Source organism: Bacteroides eggerthii, assembly GCF_025146565.1.
Classification (GTDB): Bacteria; Bacteroidota; Bacteroidia; order Bacteroidales; family Bacteroidaceae; genus Bacteroides; species Bacteroides eggerthii.
Genome location: NZ_CP102258.1, coordinates 3,330,303 through 3,352,212 on the forward strand (window position 1 = coordinate 3,330,303; position 21,910 = coordinate 3,352,212).

20 protein-coding genes and 2 pseudogenes are annotated in these 21,910 nt (G+C 40.1%); 6 read left to right on the forward strand and 16 right to left on the reverse strand.

The window, feature by feature from the left end; translation table 11 throughout:
- Positions 1-6 precede the first annotated feature (6 nt).
- The 3 genes from NQ546_RS13705 to NQ546_RS13715 are packed head-to-tail and all read right to left on the reverse strand — an operon-like array spanning position 7 to position 2,411.
- Positions 7-750 carry a vWA domain-containing protein gene (locus NQ546_RS13705; RefSeq protein ID WP_004290521.1) on the reverse strand — a complete coding sequence of 248 codons (744 nt, stop codon included), beginning with the start codon at positions 748-750 and terminating at the stop codon, positions 7-9.
- A gap of 11 nt (positions 751-761) precedes the next feature.
- Positions 762-2,039 carry a serine/threonine protein kinase gene (locus NQ546_RS13710; RefSeq protein ID WP_004290520.1) on the reverse strand — a complete coding sequence of 426 codons (1,278 nt, stop codon included), beginning with the start codon at positions 2,037-2,039 and terminating at the stop codon, positions 762-764.
- A gap of 9 nt (positions 2,040-2,048) precedes the next feature.
- Positions 2,049-2,411, reverse strand: coding sequence for a TerY-C metal binding domain-containing protein (locus tag NQ546_RS13715; protein ID WP_004290519.1), 363 nt, complete (start codon positions 2,409-2,411; stop codon positions 2,049-2,051).
- Positions 2,412-2,550: 139 nt separating this feature from the next.
- Between NQ546_RS13715 and NQ546_RS13720 the strand changes: the two genes are divergently transcribed.
- Together NQ546_RS13720 and NQ546_RS13725 are read left to right on the forward strand one after the other, a co-directional pair.
- On the forward strand, positions 2,551-3,267 hold the full coding sequence (locus NQ546_RS13720; RefSeq protein WP_039953253.1) for a DUF4236 domain-containing protein: 717 nt from the start codon (positions 2,551-2,553) through the stop codon (positions 3,265-3,267).
- Positions 3,268-3,278: 11 nt separating this feature from the next.
- Positions 3,279-4,340, forward strand: a complete 1,062-nt coding sequence (locus NQ546_RS13725) for a hypothetical protein (RefSeq protein WP_004290517.1) — start codon at positions 3,279-3,281, stop codon at positions 4,338-4,340.
- Between the two features lie 206 nt (positions 4,341-4,546).
- On the opposite strand, the gene NQ546_RS13730 is transcribed toward NQ546_RS13725, so the two are convergent.
- From NQ546_RS13730 to NQ546_RS13765, 8 genes and pseudogenes are all read right to left on the reverse strand, one after another.
- Positions 4,547-5,368 carry a DNA/RNA non-specific endonuclease gene (locus tag NQ546_RS13730; RefSeq protein WP_004290515.1) on the reverse strand — a complete coding sequence of 274 codons (822 nt, stop codon included), beginning with the start codon at positions 5,366-5,368 and terminating at the stop codon, positions 4,547-4,549.
- A gap of 239 nt (positions 5,369-5,607) precedes the next feature.
- Complete coding sequence (locus NQ546_RS13735; protein WP_004290513.1) at positions 5,608-6,261, reverse strand: hypothetical protein; 654 nt, start codon at positions 6,259-6,261, stop codon at positions 5,608-5,610.
- Positions 6,261-7,160, reverse strand: a complete 900-nt coding sequence (locus NQ546_RS13740) for a relaxase/mobilization nuclease domain-containing protein (protein ID WP_004290512.1) — start codon at positions 7,158-7,160, stop codon at positions 6,261-6,263. Before NQ546_RS13740 ends, NQ546_RS13735 begins: the two co-directional genes overlap by 1 nt.
- On the reverse strand, positions 7,144-7,512 hold the full coding sequence (locus NQ546_RS13745; RefSeq protein WP_004290511.1) for a MobC family plasmid mobilization relaxosome protein: 369 nt from the start codon (positions 7,510-7,512) through the stop codon (positions 7,144-7,146). The genes NQ546_RS13740 and NQ546_RS13745 overlap by 17 nt, the downstream gene beginning before the upstream one ends.
- 101 nt (positions 7,513-7,613) lie before the next feature.
- Entirely contained in the window at positions 7,614-9,419 is a 1,806-nt protein-coding gene (locus NQ546_RS13750) for a DUF3987 domain-containing protein (protein ID WP_039953252.1), read from the reverse strand.
- Entirely contained in the window at positions 9,370-9,969 is a 600-nt protein-coding gene (locus NQ546_RS13755) for a BT4734/BF3469 family protein (protein ID WP_004290509.1), read from the reverse strand. Before NQ546_RS13755 ends, NQ546_RS13750 begins: the two co-directional genes overlap by 50 nt.
- A complete protein-coding gene (gene mads1 / locus NQ546_RS13760) occupies positions 9,966-10,319 on the reverse strand; it encodes a methylation-associated defense system helix-turn-helix domain-containing protein MAD1 (protein ID WP_004290508.1) in 354 nt (117 codons plus the stop codon). Before mads1 ends, NQ546_RS13755 begins: the two co-directional genes overlap by 4 nt.
- Positions 10,320-10,633: 314 nt before the next feature.
- A pseudogene (locus NQ546_RS13765) lies at positions 10,634-10,819 on the reverse strand (tyrosine-type recombinase/integrase); the annotation flags it as partial.
- A 279-nt stretch (positions 10,820-11,098) separates the two neighbouring features.
- On the opposite strand from NQ546_RS13765, the gene NQ546_RS13770 reads away from it, so the two are divergent.
- Both NQ546_RS13770 and NQ546_RS13775 read left to right on the forward strand, forming a co-directional pair.
- On the forward strand, positions 11,099-12,328 hold the full coding sequence (locus NQ546_RS13770) for a site-specific integrase (protein ID WP_004290506.1): 1,230 nt from the start codon (positions 11,099-11,101) through the stop codon (positions 12,326-12,328).
- Positions 12,329-12,349: 21 nt separating this feature from the next.
- Positions 12,350-13,561, forward strand: a complete 1,212-nt coding sequence (locus tag NQ546_RS13775; RefSeq protein WP_004290505.1) for a site-specific integrase — start codon at positions 12,350-12,352, stop codon at positions 13,559-13,561.
- Between the two features lie 381 nt (positions 13,562-13,942).
- Here NQ546_RS13775 and NQ546_RS13780 read toward each other — a convergent pair whose 3' ends face one another.
- From NQ546_RS13780 to NQ546_RS13790, 3 genes and pseudogenes are all read right to left on the reverse strand, one after another.
- Positions 13,943-17,059, reverse strand: coding sequence for an SIR2 family protein (locus NQ546_RS13780; protein ID WP_004290502.1), 3,117 nt, complete (start codon positions 17,057-17,059; stop codon positions 13,943-13,945).
- A gap of 44 nt (positions 17,060-17,103) precedes the next feature.
- Positions 17,104-18,390 carry an ATP-binding protein gene (locus NQ546_RS13785; protein ID WP_004290501.1) on the reverse strand — a complete coding sequence of 429 codons (1,287 nt, stop codon included), beginning with the start codon at positions 18,388-18,390 and terminating at the stop codon, positions 17,104-17,106.
- Positions 18,391-18,573: 183 nt separating this feature from the next.
- Positions 18,574-18,717: pseudogene (locus tag NQ546_RS13790) on the reverse strand (helix-turn-helix domain-containing protein); the annotation flags it as partial.
- A 172-nt stretch (positions 18,718-18,889) separates the two neighbouring features.
- Between NQ546_RS13790 and NQ546_RS13795 the strand changes: the two are divergent.
- Positions 18,890-19,117, forward strand: coding sequence for a hypothetical protein (locus NQ546_RS13795; protein ID WP_004290500.1), 228 nt, complete (start codon positions 18,890-18,892; stop codon positions 19,115-19,117).
- Between the two features lie 380 nt (positions 19,118-19,497).
- Positions 19,498-20,886, forward strand: coding sequence for a hypothetical protein (locus NQ546_RS13800; RefSeq protein WP_004290498.1), 1,389 nt, complete (start codon positions 19,498-19,500; stop codon positions 20,884-20,886).
- Positions 20,887-21,023: 137 nt separating this feature from the next.
- Here NQ546_RS13800 and NQ546_RS13805 read toward each other — a convergent pair whose 3' ends face one another.
- Together NQ546_RS13805 and NQ546_RS13810 are read right to left on the reverse strand one after the other, a co-directional pair.
- Positions 21,024-21,344: a helix-turn-helix domain-containing protein gene (locus NQ546_RS13805; protein WP_004290497.1), complete on the reverse strand. Its 321-nt coding sequence runs from the start codon at positions 21,342-21,344 to the stop codon at positions 21,024-21,026.
- Between the two features lie 11 nt (positions 21,345-21,355).
- The gene (locus tag NQ546_RS13810) at positions 21,356-21,682 is read right to left on the reverse strand and encodes a helix-turn-helix domain-containing protein (RefSeq protein ID WP_004290496.1); all 327 of its coding nucleotides are present in this window, start codon (positions 21,680-21,682) and stop codon (positions 21,356-21,358) included.
- Positions 21,683-21,910 lie beyond the last annotated feature (228 nt).

A 21,910-nucleotide genomic window follows, 5' to 3' on the forward strand; every position in this document is an offset into this window, starting at 1 on the left:
CTTAGTTTAATCCCAATCGTCGTAATTATCAGTAGAATTCACAGGAGCAGCCTCTGACTGAGCTCCGTTAATATCCTTGGTTGCTTCGGTTACATCCTTGATAACCTGTTCCTGCTTTGTGGTATCGCCAGCAGTACTACTCTTGCTACCAATCTGAGAAGAGGTAACGGCTACAACTCGAATGATTTGCTTTAAAGCATCAATATTGTGAACTGTAAATACTGCCTCATTCGTTCCAGTGAACTGAGTGAGAACATCCTTGTCTGCATCATCACCAATGGCGATAGCTATCTTGATCGCATTCTTGAACCAATTGTTTGCCTTCAGTTTTGACAAACCTCCATAGAAATCGTCTGTAGGCCCACCATCAGAAAGGAGAATAATTGCAGGAGCAAAACTTCCGCTTGGAGTCTGCATAAACCCATTACGAGAGAGTTTTGTGTTGAGTTCCTGACAAGCAGCACCAAGTGAAGTTAGACCACTTGCAGTTACATCCTGCCATACAAACTCTGATGCAAGCTTTGGTTCGTCATAAAGCCAGTTACAACCACTTGAAAACTCAAGAGCTGCTACCTTGATTTCGGCATCTGGATTGGATGCAGAAATCTCATCAAGCATAGGAAGTACATTCTCAACAGCATCATTAACGGCACCAATCTTGTTACCAGCCATACTACCTGATGTGTCGATTACAAAGAAAAGTGTCATTGTTCTGCGTGGGACACTTACCACGTCATCTAAAAGTCCCATTATTGTAAAAATTAAATATTTGTTATTTCTCCTCGATAAGGTATCTCACGGATTTTGAACATTATTTTTAATCCTTCTTTTACAGGCATAATACCTTGCGATTCTACGGTCTTTACCTTGCCACTTGGCGTTTCGACCGTCCATTTGTCTGATGAGATATTCCTAATTATCAATACGCCATTGGCATCTTTTGAAACAATTGCATCTGGCGTATTATCGTTATCAATAAAGATTTCGGTCTTATCTGTGAGAGGCAATGATCTGTTATTGATAAACAGACGCTTGGAGATGTCAATGTTGCATCCTCGGTTGATACACTTGCCAACGGCTCCATTGGTTTCAACAAAGGTTTCTTCTTTGCAGATCGGACAGATGACTAATTGATCACGAACCCGTGAAATGATCTTCTCCCAATTCTGTTCAATCATTCGTTTCTCAGGATTATGTAGATAATCCTGACTGAACTCACGTTCGAAAGTTTCACGAAGGATCGATGGGAATACAAACCAACGTTTGATGACATTCTGATGGATTCCTCTCACAGGGCGATTAGTATTATTTGTCGGATCATAAATAAAGATGGCTTCACTTCCATAGAACTTACGCTCATAGCTTTCCGTCATACAAGGACATGCAATGACTCGTTCTCCTTCAAATGGGTGGTTAGCGTAGAAGAGCATAAACAGAATGACAGAAAGCGAGAATCTGTCGCTTCTCTTGTCTGGAATTCCACCAGCAACAATCTCAGGGGCCATATAACGAGCCTTACCCATAATGCCAGATTTCTCGCCCTGAGGCATTACGTTGTCATTATCACAGATTAGCACATCGCCATTGGTTGGGTCTATGAAGAAGTTGCCATCGTTTAGGTCTTGATAACTGTAGCCACAACGATGAAGCATCATGAATCCGTCACAAATCTTCATAGCTGCAGCCAACATTGCTTTAAAAGACTTGAAACAAACCTTGGCGAGCAAGTAATTGCCGAACTCATAGTAATTCTTTGGTCTCAGTTGCATAACATAACCAAAGCTACCAAGTTGACGGTTTGTCAAATGCTCTGGCCACAGGAATGCATCAGAAGGAGCACCATTCATGATGTTCTTTTCGAGATTTCTGTAAAACTTCTCGTCTGGTGCAGTCAGATACCATTTCAGAACCTTTTGTTCGCCATTCAAATCTACGAGATAGACAATACCTTGTCCACCTCTACCTAATTCCTTGATGATGGTTACACAACCTCCATTCGTGAGAGAGATTCTTCTTCCTTTTGCCAAATCTGCCATCATATTTCAATTTTAATAATCTCCACCTTTTAGGTCAACCTGTTCTATTGATACCACATTTCCACTCGTTCCACAATTGGGGCATGTAACATGTTCCTGTCCATGGTAGCAGAAGAACTTGTTACATGATGAGCAAACGATGTGTCGTTTTTCACCACAATAAGGGCATCCTGGATATTCTGTATCCAAAATTATATTGCCTTTGACATTAGTTTTGCCATAGCCTTCTCGTTGTGCTTTCTCTTTGTCAATCTTGAAAGCCCACACGAACTTGTATTGACCGGAACAAATCTTATCGACTGTTATACCGAAAGGTTGTTTTGTTCGTTCACAGGCTGCCATTACTGCAAAAGCTTCATTGCTTAATGTTGTCATAATCTGCTATGAGTTATACTTTTTGAGGTAAAAGTAATTACTTTTCCTCAAAGCAACAAGATTTATACGTATTTCCCATTAAAATTTTTTGCTTTTAGAGTATAAATTTTAATTTTGCAAGCAAAATTCGCGAAAAAGAATGGGTTTATATTGGCGTAGAAGCACTAAAATTCTTCCAGGTGTACGAATTAACTGGAGCAAAAATGGACCAAGCATATCAATGGGACCTAAAGGAGCAAAGGTGAACATTGGCAAGCGTGGAATTTATGTATCTGGAGGTATTCCAGGTACGGGGCTTTATTACCGTCAAAAAGTGGGTGGAGGATCAAAATCAAATAGTTCTTCAACTACTGGAACAAATCCTCCAACCAATGCCACTACTCAGACAACATTTGGATTCTCAAAACAGGGTTGCCTTGTGTTCATTGTTGCGTCTGTAATTCTTTCGTTGCTACTTTCAAGCAACTTCATAACAGCTGCATTGGTTGCAGTAATTGCTGGATTATATTGGTTCTTCTTCATGTCACGAAAGAAGGCTTCTACTCCACAACCAAACACGAATGCGACACGACCCACGCAGCCTGTTCCAATTTCACCCCCATCTACACCAACTCCTTTTCAATCGGCTCCTTCGTCTAACGATATTGATGTAAAGGTTGCTGTAGCCGAAGTTGAGCATCTTATTACTGAGATTGACAATACGACAGACAAGGTGAAACTACCATCAATCTACCGTAAGCTCATGTCAATCATCTATAAGTTGGAGAAAATAAATGGCGTTGAAATTAAAGGACTTCCGATTGAGATAGCAAAGAAACGTATATTAGAAAACTATCGCAGACGCTTGAACTCTTAAAGAGTAAATTTATGCAATATGTTATAGCCATAGTTATAATAGCCATCATATTATATTGGACTTGGGAAATTCTTCTCATGTTGTTTCTATTGTACGGAATAGAAATAATTGCCAAATCTATATATAAAAGTTCGAGCACACATGCTGTACTTTACATGTATTTGTGGATAGTATATGGAGGATTTGCCTTCCTTCTTCTATGTTTACCAATTACACATGTGCGCTGGTTCAAAGGCGAAAGGACTTGGTTGGAAAAGTTGTATAATACAGAGTATCTGTCTAAGATAGAGGAAGATTGTAATAAATACATAGCATTTATTTTAGAAAACCAATTAAACGAATGTAAAATCCATCCATCTTCTACTATATATAATCTGTATAATAGAATTGCGAGTCAGGATGCCGAGAATTTGTATCTTGATTTTCGTGTCGGAATGCTTGCTAAAACATTCTATGATATGAACAAGAACGAATATGACAATGATTACTACCGGTATTCATATATGTATCCAGAGGTTTATGATAATAAATTCAAGAAGTACGAATTGCTTGATGGAGTGAATTTTATATTAGATGGTATTTTCGTAAGAAAAAGGTTACAAGGTATTGTGTTACGTGATTCGGAGAGTAGTTCTGAAGACGGATGCTTTAAGGCGGAAAAGTTATCTAAGACAATTAGAAAGAAATTTGGAGATCCTATAGAGACCTCAAAAGATTCTGCTAATTATATAGCAAAGTGGTTGTTTGATGATAAGCATATTATAGTGGCCTCGATATGTGAATTTAAAGGGAATGGTGGTGATGATACATATTATTCGTATTACAACGAGTCTCAACGCTTCACAGGCATCATAATATATAATCCACATTCTGTCATACCTTTAATCGAAGAAGAAAGATTAGCACGTAGAGAAGCTGCAAGAGTCGCAAAAGAACAGAAAAAGAAGAAGCAAGAACAAGCACGGAAAGCATTACTAAAACAACAAGAAGAACAAAAAGCTATTCGTCAGAAAGAAATTACAGATAGTATTTTGCAGCAAAAAAGAAAAAACGACATTCAAAATGGTTTCTAATAATTTTATAATGCATATAGTATCAGCGACTACAGCAATTATATCGTTGATATTACTTATGGCATCTGTATATTATGGTTTGTATGAACAATGGATTTATGTGGCGATTTGCATTGTTGCCATCTTATTGGATTTCTACATCCATATGGTGTTAGTAAATAAAATCAACAATAGATGCGATAGTAAACAGGCTAAGTCAAAGAAAACTACCAATCTGAAAGATTAGCGTTGGACTCAACCTTTTCTTCTATATCGTCTGGTAAATTATAAAAGAAGTCAAAACCAGTGATACGTTCAACTTGGTCAACGCTATTAACATAACTTGACTGTGGATTGTTGCATGGATGATTTTTGTAGATAAAGCCAATAGCCTTTGGCGTGCCATTCATGCACAGAACCACCTTGAAGAATCCTTCAGGAACAGTCACTTTGTTAGGACCAATCGTTTCGTGCTTACCCTTATACAAAATGGGGCCTGCAACAATGTAGATGTCACCATACTTGTTAGCCCAATTACGGCAAGCGATCTCCAACTCATTCCAATCACCACAGTTAAGATTATGATCCTGTGGACATATATTTGTAAGGAAAAACGACTCCCTCATTGGCTCAAATCCCCATTTGTTGTCACCTGCGGGACACATGTGACCACGGTCATAACCAGAGCCTTTGTAATCAACAAGTTCTGCTCGTGGCGCAGGCACCTCATCATCTACAATAAAGTTTGACAATCTCCTCTGATCACCATTTGTGTGGTCTGAAATTAAATGCCAAGCCACCCACTTCGGAATTTTATTCACCTTGTCATATGAGGTAGTATAAGCAGTCCTCTTTAGGATAAAATCGTTGTCAGAATAGGCCGGAACCTCCAAACCTTGATAATTTTGTTGGCTGATGCTTACGGATTCTGTTGCATTTTGCGTTAAGATTGTTTGTTTTGCCTCTGGTGATTCCTGTGCATTTGCAAACATCCCAATTATTATCTGGTCTATCTTTCCTGGTTGACAGCCAAACAAGGAAAAAGACATTATAGTAGTTAGGAGTAATCGTATCATAAATACATGCTTATTTTTCGCCTAAGCGCAAAGTTATAAAAATTCACGCAAAATAGGCAAAACTATTCATTTTTCTTTTCCAAAATAATACATGTTTCCCAAAGATAGAAAAATCAAAACTTACCAAACCGTAGAAGATAATGATTGCCTTATGGGTCAGAACCGAATGCATCACACAAAAAGACTAATAATAATCATAGAGTGAAGATGCTTTACTTGATTCTAATTTGAGATTTTTCATAAGTCATTTCCTGTAAATGCTGATATTGTTCTTTCACCGCCCGATACATCGAATAATGTGCAAAGGATTCTTTCTTATACTTCACACTACTAACAGAAGCAGCAACAGCCCACACCATAATAACGACAACGAAGACCACGGCATATCGAAGTTTGATATGATGTCCACGTATAAACATCCCATTGATATTAGGTGGAATAATGGTTACAGGACTTTTCAACTCATTGATTTTGACAAATATCTCATCCTGCCGTTTTAATATGCTTTCGGTATTTGCTTCGATATTCATGCGATTGAGATTATAATCGCAAACGTGCCGATAAAGATATTCAAGAAATCTGGACTTCTGCTTGAATAATTCAATAAGCTTCGGAAACCATAGCGAGAACGGCAATGTGTCCGATTGTTGCTTCCAGATATGCTTCTTCACCACTGATAACGCATCGTTCCAGCAAGTACAGAAACTTTTGGCGACTCCATTATAAATGGTCTTTTCATCGAAGTCCACTTTTACTGATTGCTCTGGTTTAGGGACTGTAGTATTCTGTTTTTCAATACATTCTTTTAGCTCGTTGATACTTTGGCGCAAATTTGCAAGATTTGCAGCTACTACATCTTCTTTCATTATCTTCTACGTTTTGAGGGTTTATAAAAAAGTTCATGTTGTTGTTTTCCCTTGTCTTTGTCATCTCGCCATCCTTGTTCGTTACTGGTTCCTCCACCTCCACCGGAAGTTATGGCTTGATGAGGTTGAACAACCAGTTCCGCTGCCACATTACCCAATGTAGCGCAAAGACTGTTAAAACTCAAATCACGGTCAAGTTTAGAACCGGCTATACTATACTCATTTTGACAGAATGATATACCACGAATTTTATCAGAGTTATCTGTATGATTAAAGCGCATACCTATACCCTGACTTTTGAGAATGCCAAGAAAATCATTCCAAGAACGAGATACAGCCAGTGCATCAAGAGTTGCAGAACGTAGATTATACTTCCGTAATTGATAAGGGCGCAAACGACTCTTGTTTCTGGCTTTACTATTCTTTGGGGCAAAGTACAGTCCATATTCTTTAGTCAAAGCCCGACATACTTTAGTATTACGTATTCTTTCATTGCTGTCAGAAATGAGATTGCCATCATTGTCTATCCGATTGAACACCAAATGACAATGAGGATGTTTCGTGTCGTGATGTCGGGTTATGATATATTGAGTATTGCGAATCCCCATTTGTTCCATCCATTTCTTAGCAATCTCTACCATCAGCGTATCTCCTTCTTCGTTATCAGGGAAACGACTAATGTCGTACGAAGAAAAAGCAAGTGATACGTGTTTCACCGGACTTTTTACTTTCGGGCGCATGGACGCTTGTATCTGAAAAGAATCAGCTATGGTTTTATTACTGATGACACAGACACCTTCGTGTGCTAAAAGTATGGCACATTTCTTCTTGTTCTTTTGGTCATTGGCATAATTCACTATTCCTCCGAAATCTGCTCTTGTTTTAATCTTTGCTATCATGGCTATTGTTCTTTACTTGGGTGATAATTCTACTGACTTCTGATATGATTGAAAAGCATTGTTGCTTGACTGCTTCCAAACCATAAGTGTGCATCTGATGGGCAATCTGATTGACATTGTTAGCGATTCCGGAAAGGTCACGGATTGCCGATGCCATTTCCGGACTGATACGCTGACAGACCTGACAATCCATTGCCGCCTGATGGCAAAATTCATTGACAGACAATCCTGCCTGTTCCGCTTTGGATTGGATATAGATATAGTCGTTCTCGGTAAACATTACCCGAAAACATTTGGTACGTTTCTGATAGTTCGCCAACTTAGGGCGACCGCCAAGTTTCTTCTCCTTCATATTTATCTTAACTTTCAATGTTCATGAATTGATTTTTTGAGAGCGGCAGTTTATCAGCTTGCCGTATAGGTTTTAGTGGCACTAAAACACAAACTTGCCACTCAAAAAATCTTCCTATATTTCCCCTGCTCTATTCGGCATAGCTTACCATCTTTGATAAAGGCTTCTATCCACTTGTTTGCAGTACTTCCATTTTCACCCAAAGATGAAACCTGTACATCATAATCCTTCTTCGTGAAAGTATCGGGTAACATATTATAAAGGGTATTCCTTCGTGCATAAACGCCGGTCTCTTGCGAAGCGAAATTGAATCGTTTGGACTGATTTCCTGACAAATTCTGATAAATGAATACGGCATGATAAAGTAAGGTTTCGCAAATATTCATGGCTGTAGAATAGTCATACTCATGGCAGACCAGTTGCTCTGTCTTGTCATGTGAGGAAGAATTGCGATGTACATTCTCCAAATGCCGGACAGCGGTCAACACCATCATTATACGATAAGCAATTAGTCCCATCCGTCTGACTACTCCTTGCATCTTGTTATCCACTTCGTCACAACACTCTTCATTCACACGGCTGAGATATTCAATAAAGTGTTCCTGCAAATCGGAGGGAAGGGAAAAGGAATAATTTCCCTGTCGTACAAATTCTTCATGCAGATAGCAGAACTTATCTCCCAATAGTTTGAACATTGCGTTCTTGGATTGAGAAATATCGCTTGTGGCAAACACATTTCTTATGCCTCGCTTGAAGCGGATGATATAGAAACAAAAACGGCTCATCAACCCATTCTCCGCATCAGGTATCAATCTTCTTACCTGTTCGGGAGTTCCAGCCAAAGCTACAGAAACTCTCGGATTAGCTACTTCACAATACTCTCTATCCTTGCGACGGCTCAAACTTACCAACTCATGATGAAATGCCTTTCGCAACACATCGGAATAATTGCCATAGTCCGACTTCAATGTTTGGCTTAACGTGTCGCCCTCCGACTCAAACAACAGTCCAACTCCGTCATTATCTCCCAGTATCTTCAAGAAAGAGCTTGCGCTGCTATTGGCAGGAATGACGAGCATACGCATGGGCGGCTCGGCTGGCATAGTCATTCCATTATCTTTCTTACCTTTGATATAAGCATTCATCGCTTCTTTATATTCCTGTTCCAATCGCTTTGAAAGTTCATGCAAATGGCGGTTAATGGGTACTACCAGTTCTCTGCATAGGGTTAATGCCCCTTTTCCCATACCTGCATCTGCTACAACAAACAGATAAAGATTCGGATAAACAATGCGCTCATCGTACACACCACAAACATTATGAAAGCATACCGACAAACACACAATAGCCCCAATCAATATCGTGTCACGGTCATCCGCCGAGATGGAATTGTTGACAACCTCATTTAGAAAAGGAGGAAGATGCTCAAACACACATTCAGGAAATGCAGGAAGTTCTTCTTCTGATTTTATCCATTTGCCCGTTTTGCCATTTTGGATATTTGGCAAAATGGATAAATGTTCCTTGCCGGACAGAGCCAATGAGATTCCAGCTTGATTTGCCAAATGGAAGAAAGAACGGACAGTAATGCCTTGCCCTTTGGATTGCAGACAATGCGTATATTGTTTGTCTGTTTCTTCCCTTTGATAAGTAGGGTAAAATCTGCTGATGCGATGATAATACTCCCGTCCGTTCTCTCCTAATCCATTAACAAGTGCAAAACCCAACTCCACCCAATCTTTATAATTGGGTGCTATATCAATGGCACGTTGTTCTATCTCCCGAACAACACTTTCTACATCGCCTTTTACCTTATTATATATAGGAGCAATATCAGGCGTATGTGTTTGCAGTATTTCAGAAGGGACATTCTCCCAATCTTGGGCGGAAAAGATTTTCTTCGACATCATCTTTGTATTTAGGGTTAATATATGCTTGTGGGTCGTGGGGTAAAAAGCATGAACGAGCCACATCACTGCCGGACATATCCACTAATGGCAAACCTGTCGCTTTGATACAGTTGGCGACAGCCTTGAAGTACCGGGAATGTTCCCATCCTTTCAAGTCAACAGGTATTATCCACTTCAATCCATTACCGGATGGGCTGACAAATAACAGTTCCGTATCGAAATACTCATGATTGAGTAATTGCTGTTTTAGCTCCACGATATTCTCCACATGGTCGAAATCCAAACACATCAATCCTGAGTGCATAATCAGTTCCTTTTCATTCCGTTTGCGGAATAATCCCGAAAAAGTACAATAGTCGAAATGGGTGGCTTTGTATCTTTTGGATTCGAGAGAAGGCAGCATCGAACGCAGGGACTCGGTTTGTGGTTGCGCATAATGCCCGATGACATAACGATACACATCCACAATGCCCACAGCCCTTATCGGTTCGATGTTTTGAATGGGCTTACGAAAGAACGAAAAGCAATAATCTGTTATTTCCATCATCTGATAATCTTTTTAGATTCGACAAATCGTCTGGCTTCTTCCATTAAGTCATCTTGGGTTTTGTGCGATTTGTTCTTCAACCAATCGTCAATTTCCGATTGCAAGAAAGCCAAAGCCTTATTTATTTTATGTACGGGAATCTGTTTGGTAGATACCCATCCATAAACTGTCTGTTTGGCTGGATGTGATGGCAGATAAGCACAAAGTTCGTCTATATCCATCCACTTGGGTGAATTACTTGCTTGCTTATGTTGCAAGGCATTTACTTTGGATTGTAGTGCTTCTACAGACTCAATCAGGTAGGACAACGCATTCGGCATTTCCTCCAATGAATTTACTTTATAGGCCATTTTTTCTTCGTATTAAAGTTGATGCCGCAAAAGTATAGGGATGTTTATGAGTGCTAAATAGGTGCTTGAAAACCACCAATTAGCCACTTATTTGCCACCGATAGATTTAATTTTCATTAACACAATGATTTGCTGAAAAAGAAAATAAAATAGGGATAAACCACTATTAGGACTAATACCCTCTTCACGGAGAACGTCTATACAACAAAATCCCCCTCAAAAAGCCAATGCTTCATGAGGGGAATACGGTGGTAAATGTGTCGTTGATATTATATAAGTCGTTGGTGCTCAATGGTGGAAGTCTCCACTATAACCTATAAACCCAAATTTTCTATATGCAGCGTATTGGCGGCTTTCTCTTTTTGTTCGTTTACGATATGCGTATAAATCTGCGTGGTTTTGACATTTGTATGTCCCATTAAAGACTTGATAGTGTATATGTCAACACCATTTTCCAACAATAGCGAAGCGTAGCTATGGCGAGCAACATGGAAAGAAAGAAGTAATATAAGTAATGGAAATGAAAAGAAATTATAACGCAATTTATTGATAATTAGGTATTTCTCTATATTTTTCCACATAAGGGAAAAGTAAAAAGACGAGGTTTGTTGAGGATATTCAGTTACCAAATCGTTAGCAGGGCTGTTACCGGTAGGGATAAGGTAACGAAGAGCGGATCAAATAATTCTAACTAGCGATATATTACACTGATTGTCATAGTTTTGCATATCGAAGAACGCTTATAAAACAGGTAAATTTGCCACTAAAAATATAAGCGTATGAAAGTAGAAAAATTCAAGGTTTTGCTCTACCTCAAAAAGAGCGGACTGGACAAGTTGGGCAAAGCTCCGATAATGGGACGCATCACCGTTAACCGGACGATGGCGCAGTTCAGCTGCAAACTCTCCTGCACTCCCGAACTGTGGAATCCCCGGGAAAGCCGTCTGAACGGCAAGAGCAGGGAGGCGGTGGAAGTCAACGCAAAAATCGACAGGCTGCTGTTGGCTGTAAACTCCGCGTTCGATTCCCTTCTGGAACGAAAGACCGATTTTGATGCGACAGCAGTCAAGGAAGCCTTTCAAGGCAGCAAGGACACGCAGATGACCTTGCTCAAACTCTTTGACAGGCATATCGAGGAAATCAGGGCACGTGTAGGCATTGATGTGTCTCACCGCACCTTGCCCAACTACCTTTACACCCGCAACCGTCTCGCTGATTTCGTCAGCAGCAGGTTCAAGGTATCCGACCTTGCTTTCTGTCAGCTCAACGAGCAGTTCATCCGGGAATTTCAGGAGTATGTCGTGATAGAGAAAGGTCTGGGCGTCCAGACAGTGCGCCATTACCTGGCTATCCTGAAAAAGATCTGCCGCATAGCCTTCAAGGAGGGATATTCGGACAAATATTATTTTGAACACTACAAATTACCCAAGCTGAAGGAAACAGCTCCAAGAGCATTAAGCAAGGAGGATTTCGAGAAGATACGGGATATAGAGCTTACTGGATGCCGCCCGGAACACTCCATTGTCAGGGACATGTTCCTTTTCGCCTGTTATGCCGGAACCTCGTACGTGGATGTGGTGGCCATCACTCTCGACAACCTGTCAAGGGACGATAACGGGGCATTGTGGCTGAAATACCGCCGGGGAAAGAACGGGCAGTTGAGCCGTGTGAAGCTGTTGCCTGAAGCTGTAGCTCTTATCGAAAAATATCGTGATGACACAAGGCCGACTCTGTTTCCCGTAATTCCGTACCAAGCCCTGAAATGGTGTCTGACGAGCATCAAAATGAAAGTTGGTATCAAGGGACGTTTGTCCTACCACATGGGGCGGCACTCGTTCTCGACTCTCATGACTCTCGAAAATGGCGTACCTATCGAGACTGTCAGCAAGATGCTGGGGCACGCGGATATAAGGACCACCCAGGTGTATGCCCGTGTAACCCCTAAGAAACTTTTCGAGGACATGGACAAATACATCGAGGCGACAAAGGATCTGAAACTTGTTCTCTAACCCTTAAAAAACGATTCAATCATGCGAAGTACATTCAAAATTCTATACTATATCAACCGCAGTAAGGTCAAGGCGGACGGAACTACCGCCATTATGTGTCGTATTACCATTGACGGCAAGAACAGCGTGTTTGCCACGGGGTGTTATTGCAACCCCAAAGACTGGAAAGCCAAGACCGGAGAGGTGAGGGACGCAAGGACGAACAACCTCCTTGAAGCACTCCGCTCCAGAATAGAGACCTCATATGACAATCTGTTGAAGGATGCGGGCATGGTCACGGCAGAAATGTTGAAGAACGAGATTTCCAGTATGTCTGCCGTCCCGGTCACATTGCTAAAAGCCGGGGAAGAGGAACGGGAAAGACTGAGAATCCGTTCCGAAGTGATAAAATCTACCTCTTCTTACCGCCAGTCCAAATCCTCACAGTCATACCTGCATGAGTATCTGCTGTCGCTGGGTATGAGGGACATCACCTTTGAGGATATTACCGAAGACTTCGGCTGGGGCTATAAGCTCTACCTGAAATCCAAAGATTGCGGGGCGGGACATATCAACCACTGCCTTACATGGCTGAACAGGCTTATCTATATTGCCGTGGACAGGGAGGTTATCCGCTTCAATCCGCTTGCGGATGTCACATACGAAAAGAAACCCGACTCCAAACTGAGGCATATCAGCAGGGCGGAACTTCAACGGATCATGGAACAGCCCATGCCGGAGAGGTTGCAGGAGCTTACCCGGAGAGCATTCATCTTTTCAGCCTTTACGGGCTTGTCATATGTCGATGTAAAACGGCTTTATCCCTCGCATATCGGAACAACTGCGGACGGAAGACGCTTCATCCGTATCAACAGGAAGAAAACCGATGTCGAGTCCTTTATACCGTTACACCCCGTAGCCGAGCAGATATTGTCCTTGTACAATACAACCGATGACGGCAGGCCGGTATTCCCTCTGCCCAATCGGAATAGGCTTTGGTACTGCATCCATGAGATAGGCATATTGGCCGGTGTGAAAGAGAATCTCAGCTACCACGCGAGCAGGCATTCGTTCGGGACCTTGACGCTTTCGGCAGGTGTGCCGATCGAGAGTATCAGCAAGATGATAGGGCACACGAACATCAGGACCACGCAAGGCTATGCCAAAGTGACCGATGACAAAATCTCGGAAGACATGGACCGATTGATGGAACGGCGAAACGCGACGGATGGTAACAGTCCGGTTGAAAAATGACGGACCGTCCCGGTCGTGTTCCGCTGTGATTCAAGATAGCCCGAGCCCCGAGAGCGTGCAAGGTCAGGCGGTCTTGCCGTCGCGGGGCAAATCTTCCTCGGCGTTACCGAGTGTATTTGCCCCGCGAACCTTGCCTCTCGTCGGAAGCCCGGGCAAAATAACGGGTACAGCGGAAACGACCGATCCGACGGGAACAGTCAGAAAAAGTAACATCAAGATATAACAAAAAGATGCCGGGGGAAGGGCGGCTTTATACCAAAGCCCAGACCGGCATTTCTTTTTTCCAGACGGCAAACTCCCTTACCTCCAAGAAACAGTCGGGGCTGGCGCATATTTCTTCCTATTCGTTTTCAATATGTTCTTTCCATTGATTTTATCATTTCAAATGAATAGCCGGTAATCAAATGTCTGTTCGGATTTATGGCGCAACAAGTGGCTCACTTGTGCCAATGTATTGGAGGTGTCGATAGTTGCCGGCAATTTAGTATATAAATTAAATGAATTCCAATTCATCTTAGTGAATCCCAATATTTCAGTCGCAATTGTTTGCACTGTACTACTGCCTGAATATCGGGTTATTTTTAGCGGAGCAGGTATTCCAATTCCACCGGGATAATACGACAAACTCTCATTTCTTATAGATGGCACAACTCCATGGGTCCACAGCAAAAAAGTATTATCAGATATTACAATATATGCTCCACGTTTGATAGGGTAATTATGAATGCCCACTCCATAACGGTTTATATCATACGGTAATTCTTTCCGTTCGCACTCAAATTCGATGGTTAATAATTCTACAGTTTCTATACCGGCGGCTTTCAATGAATCCTTTATTCCATTAATTTCGTCATTTCTAAAGTGTGTCCTTTTATGAATTACAACCCTAGTAGGAAGTTTGTCCATGGATTCAAGGAATAAATTTTGAATCATCGTGCCGAATTTATAGGCTTCTTCATAAGACATGTAAGGGTTGTTCTTTCTATCAAAAATAGGATTATTGACCTTTTGCAATTTGTATTTTAAACCTTCCCCAAAACGATTATAAATATGACTACATCCCATTACTACGTGTTGCTCATTATTCACCTTAGATAATATGCTGTAGCCAATACCTGCATAAGCGGTGTTCTCATCTAAAGACGCTAATGTCCATGGAGTTCGTAAAGATTTAACATATATAGCTAACGACAACCACCATATTTTCTCACATAGCATTATGTCAGTAAGAGTCTTTTCTTCAATTAATTGAGTTGTAATACCACGTGAAGCACAATAAGCTTTAATATAATTATGAAGATCTATCTTTTCGCCCTTATGATTCAATGTCTTGAATTTCTCCCATTCCTTGGGGATAAAAATAAGTATGACAGACTGTCCATTAATAGCCAGTCTATTAATTTTTAGTGTTATATCGGAAGCAATCTCAAATGCGGAAGTGTAATATAATTTCGAATATTGCCATTTATCTGTTCCCGGAGAAGGAATAAATAATTGGGTATGGTATGCGCTATTAAATCCGGGATAGTCTACAAGATAATCGTGGTCTTTTTTTACTGGTGACAAGTTTCGCGATAGGTTAGAAATAAAACTGGCAAACCTACCTGACTTTTCTATAGGAGCTATCACACTTAATGATACTCCGATAGAGAACTTTTCGTCTTTCCAATAATCTGTAGGCTTGTTTCTAACCAATCCACGCATTTGATTCCAATCAAAATTGTCCCTTTCTGCATTAATTGAGGGAAAACAAAGGAGAGGTTCCGGTATAATTCCACCTCTAAAAAGTATCCTGTTACTAAGTTGCTGTGGGATGATGATTGCAGGATCATGATCTTTTCCCAATAGAAGGGACAGCGAACTGTTATTGCTTATTTGAAATTGAAATCTTTCGTTGCCCTTAGGAATACAGAACTTCAAATGATTGCTCTTGAATATGATACTTTCCCACTCCTTAAGTGTTTCGTCATATTTTTTATTCCATAGTTTAGAAAAGTACTGGCGAGAGAACTCCTGCCGTTGTTCTTTAGGCATATCCTTATCGGTAAAGAAAAGTTCAGGGCGCAGAGAAAGGGTTGCATACTCTTTGTCTTCGATAAAATTTAATCCAATAGACAGAGCATACAAAACGGGCATCCCATTCACATTCTTAAAAACTTTGTCACCCCAGATTAATCTTTTCCCGAAAGAACAATTTAGACATGTCAATTTGCTCAGCCCATATAAAATAGCTTTTAAAAATATTGATTTAAAAGCTCCATTAGCACTTATGTCCTTCAATGAAATAGGGGTTCTTACGATATCACCCGTAAAGTATTCTTTCAATTCAGATTCCAAGTCTGAATATGAAGCTATGGCATAGAGGGTTCCTTTTTGCTCGGCAATAAAAATAGGCTTATTTTTGACAACTTTTCGGATATCAACGATATTGGCACCAGATTTAAGATCTACTTTCAATAAGGAGTCCGGTAGTTTTATCGGATATAGATTGTCACGGAGTAGATAACGGGCACAATGTCCTTTCACTTTAAATGGTTCAAGTTTAACGCTCTCCCGATATTTCGCCATTTCAGACATCACGACATCATACATTTCTCTATTTCCATCAGACAAAGCTAACGATAATGATATCATCGTTTTATCAAAGCTCTCTACCTGAATATAAAAAGCTTCGCGACCGGAATTTCTAATATCTTGTATCAAAGACAAAACTTTAGAGGAAGGAGACTCCTCTATTCCACACCAATATAATCTGCCGGCTCCGGAAGTGGTAAATGTATTTTTCAAAGCGGACATCAATGAATTATCCCGACCGCTATAGCCTAATACAACCAAATGCCTTGTTGTGAAATAGTAAGTCATAACCTGACAGAAAACTTCAGACTGGTTATCAAGTTCAGAAGAAGTATTTTTTAATGTCGAATATTTGTAGTCTCCATGTAACGAGATACACATTAACTCTGTATTAGATATGGTTCTATAGATATCTTGTTGATTATCCAATGTTATGACTTTAGGTGTAATATTCATTTGATGAGCCGCTCTCTCTGTCATACCATCAAAATTAGTTGTCCAGACAGATTCTACTATCGAATACTTATTTAATAGACATAATAACCGATAACCGACATAGGGTACTTTGTCGTGGATTAAACTATTAAAATAACGTACCCTGTCTGAAGCGATTGGATGAGCTTTTTCTGCATAGAAGACATACTCCTCTTCTGCTCCCAATGCAGGGTATCCTCCTTGCGCATCCAGCCATTTTTGAATTTGCGATTTCGCAAATTTAGAGCGTGCGTCCGGGAAATTTATACGGTGGCTTTCATTATATCGACAGTATATTTCTCTTTTCCAATCCCAGATGCAATCCGATGCAGATTGTACGCCTGAAGACAATGAGGTTCCAGCTCCTAGTAAAAAACCGAATTTAGAATCCCGGTTCTGTCGTACAGAACTTATAAATTCGCCATATTCTAATATATTATGACTCTCCATATTACATAAAGGTAATTAACTGTTCTTTTCTAAAAGATATTCGACTATATGACAGGAACACAATATAATGGCATATTAATCATCCATTCCTCTTGTCTGTAATCGGACATGGAAGTTCGATATGCCGTATCGGGATGATTATCCAAAACAAACTGTCTGAGGCTTTTGGCTTTAAGGTTTTCTTCCGCCTTTACTTCAATCGGGATTATACCATCACCGTTAGTCTGTATTAAAAAGTCTATTTCCTGACGGGCATTCGGTTTAGACCAGTAGAATGGTTCATGTTTCAATTTAAGCTGCTGCAAGACATATTGCTCTGTCAACGCACCTTTGAATTCCGTGAAAATATTGTTACCTCTGACTATAGTATCCGAATCCAGCCCGCACATGGCTCCCAGCAAACCTATATCCACGGCAAAAATCTTAAAAGCAGATTTGTCCTCGTAGCTCTTTAACGGCAGGCGGGGTGCGGACACATTGTTGACACGATGAATCAGTCCACCGTCGAAAAGCCACTGAAAGGCAATCTCGTATTCCCGTGCCCGGGCGCCTTCCCTGACAACTCCGTACAGAAACTTACGGTTCTCCTTACTGAGTTGAGCAGGCAAAGAATTCCATAGTTGTCTTATACGCGGGACAATCTCTTCCGGGGCATGTTTTGAAAAATCCCTGTCATAGCTTTCAAGTATTTCATTTTGAATATCCCTGACTTCAAGCCAGTCGCGTGTTTCGCTGAATGCCAGAACAGCCTCCGGCATACCCCCGACATAATAATAATGTTTGAGCAGGTCCTTCAGTTTGGGTCCGAAAAGTCTGATATTCTCCCAATCACGCTTTGCGATAAATCCAGCCAATGCTTGTTCCCCGACTGCATCAAGGAACTCAAGAAAACTCATGGGATGAAGTGTCATGAACTGTACCTTGCCGACAGGAAAAGAGGCTTGTCTGTGCAGTTCCAGCCCTAAAAGAGAACCGGCAGCAATAATATGATAATCAGAGGCATTTTCATAAAAATATTTCAATGCGGTAACACCATTCGGAGCCTCTTGAATTTCATCAAGAAAAATCAGTGTCTTGCCAGGTATGCAGTTCTGATGGGCAGCGGCTCCTATGGCAGAAATTATCCTTGTCACGTCAAAGTCCGTTTCAAACAGATTGCGTAAATATATTTGCTCCTCAAAATTTATATACGCAATATTATCATAGTGCTTACAAGCAAAGTCCTTTACGAGCCAAGTCTTTCCAACCTGCCTAGCTCCTTCTACTATAAGTGGTTTGCGTCTACGGGCATCTTTCCACCTAACCAGCTCATTTATAGCATATCTATCCATAATTAGAGTGTCTATTCACATTTAATGAATGAAATACACTGCAAATATACACATAAAATGAATGAAAAACAATAAGATTACACACATAAAATGAATGAAAGGAAAATATAAAAACGCATCATTACACCGGCTTCAAAAGTTATTTCCCATACTCCCTTCATTCCGTATATGTCAGAATGTCCCTCAATACCCATCCTCCAGCAACTTCTCCATATCGGAACGATAGTAAAGTACTTTGCCTCCTAACTTGATATAAGATATCTTCCCTTCGACGATAGTTCTGGAGATTCCTGCGGCTGATTTTTAGTTTCACGGCAGTTCCTTGCCAGTGCAATAGTGTTTCCTGCCTAGCAACGGCTTATCTTATTGTAAGCCAGTGTGCTATTTTCCCGCATCGTCTGTAGGGATCTCGGACCGATGCCGAACAGCCTACATATGGCATCACTGCCAAGCCATTAAAGTTTCATTGTTTTCTCATTTGGATTTTAGAAATATTCTAATGAAAGATAAAGCATGGGCAACATACCTGCATGCTTATGTTAAATATATAGAGGAAAATGCATTGACAAACAGCTCTTTAAGGGAACAATTCGGTGCTGCGGAATCTTCATCAGGTAGTATCTCACGATTGATAAAAGATGTTTTAAATGGTAAATTAATAAAACCTGGAGATACTAATACAGCCCACTCGTTATATGAAATACATTCCAATATGGGGTTGATTTAACTTGCTGGTAACTTGCTATATTAGCAGTGTGTGCATTTATATTGTTAATTTACAGCTATTTATTTATTGAATCTAGCTTGTTAGTAAGCTGCCAGGTGGAATTGGTGGTAATAATGCAATTACTGATTTTGAGAAAAGTCAGAAAATAATAGAGAGAATCCATTATTTTCCATATCTTTATCATCATCTAGTCATTACACTTTTATTTGAAGCAAGATAAAGAAGATAGCACGTTACAAATCCATTACCTATTCCTTTAAGATGGATTTGCAGACATTTGAAAGAACTACCAGAATTAAAACAAAAAAGGTTTAGTATTGAAGGAGATTAAAAAAAAATGATAAATAAATTGTTATTATTTTATACATATTTTATTGTTTATGGTTACAATATATTTAGACAAACAAGTATTCAGCCATCTATTCAATGTAAGGGAAGAGAAATACCGTCTCTTGCGTGAAAAGATATTGTCTCACAAGGATGAGTTTCTTTTTTTCTATTCAAATGCTCATTTATTTGATTTGCAAGATGATAAAACGAATATTAAATATGCGGAAATGGAATTTATGCAATCGATAGTTGGCGAAAATCGTTTAATATATGAAAGCAATAAACTGGAAGTTATGAAGCAATCCCCACGCAAGGCTTTTGAGACTATAGGCAAAGTAGATGATTTCTCCTGGCTTGAAAATTTTGATTTCTCACAAATAACAGAAGAGCAGCGAAATGCTATCAATAACATTGTTGATATTAGCATTAAGGATTTAAAGGGAGAATTGGATTTTGATTGGCTAACAAAAAGAGTTCCAGTTTCAGCTAACGGACTCCAAGTAGATCCTCCGTTTTTTACATCATTAATGAAATTTGTATCCCACAATTTTTATGAGAATAAGGAGCCATACAAAATTATAAGAGACAATACTATTGCTAGATATAATCCTACATTGATTACAGCAGAAGGTGAAAATGTTTTTAACGAACAGTTAGCCTCATCTCCATTAGGATTATCCTTCTTAGATATAATTAAAGCTACTTTAACTCAAACAGGGTTATCATCTACTGATTTTGCAACGGTATATTATATGTCATATATGCTTCTTGACCTATTTGGAGTAAATAAAGAAACTCGGAAGAAGGTTAAGTTTAAAAATATGCAAGTAGATTGTTGCCATAGTTTCTTCGGCTCATACTGCGATTGTATAGTTAGTGATGACGAAGGTATGTGCTTAAAGAGCAAAACATTATACAAACTTTTCAATTTCGGTACTGAAGTATATTCAATAGATGAGTTTATAGAAAAATTTGATGAAGCAATAAATAACAATAAAAAATCTGTATATAAATATTTTGATGAAATCCTTTGCGATTATACTAAAAGGCAAGTAATTAGAGTCGAAACAAAACCTGGGCAATCTCTAACTTATTTGAATACTTCCAATAAGTACTTCGGATATTTCAATTGTATGATAGAAAGAAAATCAAAAGATGAAACAGTTATTATACTTCATAAGAACAATGACCTGAAGCAACCTATTCTGATGAGAGAAGTAGAGATTATAGTTAATCGAATTGTTAGAGTATTTAATAGCATGGGAGCTGCTTTTGCTTTATTCGATGAAGCAGTGGAAGTTCCTCAATTAAAAGCTAACAATTGGAATAGAATCCTAATGTTAAATGATGCTGATGTATGTTTGACTAAATTCAAAGATACACCTATGTTGTGTTTATGGGTCAAGTTAAAACGGCCAATATCACAGAATCAAGATTAAAGAAACAAAAAAATCTTGCAACAAGCTACTTCCTTTTTTGACATCATACCATAAAGCAAGTTGCTTTCACTCATAATTTCTATACCCGGAAGGTAGTTTCATGAAATAAAAGCAACTTTACGAGGGTAGATTCAAGTTTATCTATTCAGACGATACGCTTCCTTGTACCCGTCCATCAGCACCCGTTCTATGTCAGAAGCCCTATACAGAATTTTTCCGCCTACCTGGGTATATGGCAGTATGCCGTTGTTTCGGTAGTCCTGGAGGCTCCTGCGGCTGACTTTCAGTTTCACCGCCAGTTCCTTGTCCGTATAATAGCGTTCCCCGTCCAGTGACAGTTTATTGTTGTCGCGTATTTTCTCCACCCTGCTTGAAAGGTCTTCCAGCAACGAGAAAAAGGCCCTCACGCGCATGTCGTTTTCCGGTGTCAGCAACCGGATATTGCCATTATCATTCATAAGCCCGGTATTTATAGGTTGTTGATATTGTATTCCCTTCCTTTATTGGCACCAATACGCCGTTTCATTTCCACCACGGGAAAGACAGCCTTCACATCCTCCGGCCTGTAATACACTTTGTGGCTTATCTTGGTGTAAGCCAGCGTACCGTTCTCCCGCATCGTCTGTAGGGTTCTCAGACTGATACCGAGCAGTTTGCACACGTCACTGCTTTCAAGCCATTCCCTCTCTCCCAAATCCTCATGTTCCCGGCAGAGCCGTTCCACCTTTCTTGCGAAATTCTCGAACCCCGAGAGCATCCTCTCGAAAGTCGCCTTGTCTATAACCACTACTTCCATATTCCTGTAAATTTAAGTTTGACATTGATTTTTACTGTAAAACGGAACGGTGGACAGATGATATCGGAAAGGGATTCATGTGTCCGAGAAACCGTTTCGGAAGCGAAGAAAATAAAAAAACGGGAACTCTCTGCAAACCGGACGGCACGTGTCACCGGCAGACATTCTTTTTCACCGTCAGGTGAAAAATCCAGAGGCGGAAAACCTCAAAAGACACCCTCATTTCTT

What these genes read in the sequence shown, in the direction of transcription:
- NQ546_RS13705 (WP_004290521.1), bottom strand. Translation starts at nt 750, where the DNA reads ATGGGACTTTTAGATGACGTGGTAAGTGTCCCACGCAGAACAATGACA.
- NQ546_RS13710 (WP_004290520.1), bottom strand. Translation starts at nt 2,039, where the DNA reads ATGATGGCAGATTTGGCAAAAGGAAGAAGAATCTCTCTCACGAATGGA.
- NQ546_RS13715 (WP_004290519.1), bottom strand. Translation starts at nt 2,411, where the DNA reads ATGACAACATTAAGCAATGAAGCTTTTGCAGTAATGGCAGCCTGTGAA.
- NQ546_RS13720 (WP_039953253.1), top strand. Translation starts at nt 2,551, where the DNA reads ATGGGTTTATATTGGCGTAGAAGCACTAAAATTCTTCCAGGTGTACGA.
- NQ546_RS13725 (WP_004290517.1), top strand. Translation starts at nt 3,279, where the DNA reads ATGCAATATGTTATAGCCATAGTTATAATAGCCATCATATTATATTGG.
- NQ546_RS13730 (WP_004290515.1), bottom strand. Translation starts at nt 5,368, where the DNA reads ATGTCTTTTTCCTTGTTTGGCTGTCAACCAGGAAAGATAGACCAGATA.
- NQ546_RS13735 (WP_004290513.1), bottom strand. Translation starts at nt 6,261, where the DNA reads ATGAAAGAAGATGTAGTAGCTGCAAATCTTGCAAATTTGCGCCAAAGT.
- NQ546_RS13740 (WP_004290512.1), bottom strand. Translation starts at nt 7,160, where the DNA reads ATGATAGCAAAGATTAAAACAAGAGCAGATTTCGGAGGAATAGTGAAT.
- NQ546_RS13745 (WP_004290511.1), bottom strand. Translation starts at nt 7,512, where the DNA reads ATGAAGGAGAAGAAACTTGGCGGTCGCCCTAAGTTGGCGAACTATCAG.
- NQ546_RS13750 (WP_039953252.1), bottom strand. Translation starts at nt 9,419, where the DNA reads ATGTCGAAGAAAATCTTTTCCGCCCAAGATTGGGAGAATGTCCCTTCT.
- NQ546_RS13755 (WP_004290509.1), bottom strand. Translation starts at nt 9,969, where the DNA reads ATGATGGAAATAACAGATTATTGCTTTTCGTTCTTTCGTAAGCCCATT.
- mads1 (WP_004290508.1), bottom strand. Translation starts at nt 10,319, where the DNA reads ATGGCCTATAAAGTAAATTCATTGGAGGAAATGCCGAATGCGTTGTCC.
- NQ546_RS13770 (WP_004290506.1), top strand. Translation starts at nt 11,099, where the DNA reads ATGAAAGTAGAAAAATTCAAGGTTTTGCTCTACCTCAAAAAGAGCGGA.
- NQ546_RS13775 (WP_004290505.1), top strand. Translation starts at nt 12,350, where the DNA reads ATGCGAAGTACATTCAAAATTCTATACTATATCAACCGCAGTAAGGTC.
- NQ546_RS13780 (WP_004290502.1), bottom strand. Translation starts at nt 17,059, where the DNA reads ATGGAGAGTCATAATATATTAGAATATGGCGAATTTATAAGTTCTGTA.
- NQ546_RS13785 (WP_004290501.1), bottom strand. Translation starts at nt 18,390, where the DNA reads ATGGATAGATATGCTATAAATGAGCTGGTTAGGTGGAAAGATGCCCGT.
- NQ546_RS13795 (WP_004290500.1), top strand. Translation starts at nt 18,890, where the DNA reads ATGAAAGATAAAGCATGGGCAACATACCTGCATGCTTATGTTAAATAT.
- NQ546_RS13800 (WP_004290498.1), top strand. Translation starts at nt 19,498, where the DNA reads ATGGTTACAATATATTTAGACAAACAAGTATTCAGCCATCTATTCAAT.
- NQ546_RS13805 (WP_004290497.1), bottom strand. Translation starts at nt 21,344, where the DNA reads ATGAATGATAATGGCAATATCCGGTTGCTGACACCGGAAAACGACATG.
- NQ546_RS13810 (WP_004290496.1), bottom strand. Translation starts at nt 21,682, where the DNA reads ATGGAAGTAGTGGTTATAGACAAGGCGACTTTCGAGAGGATGCTCTCG.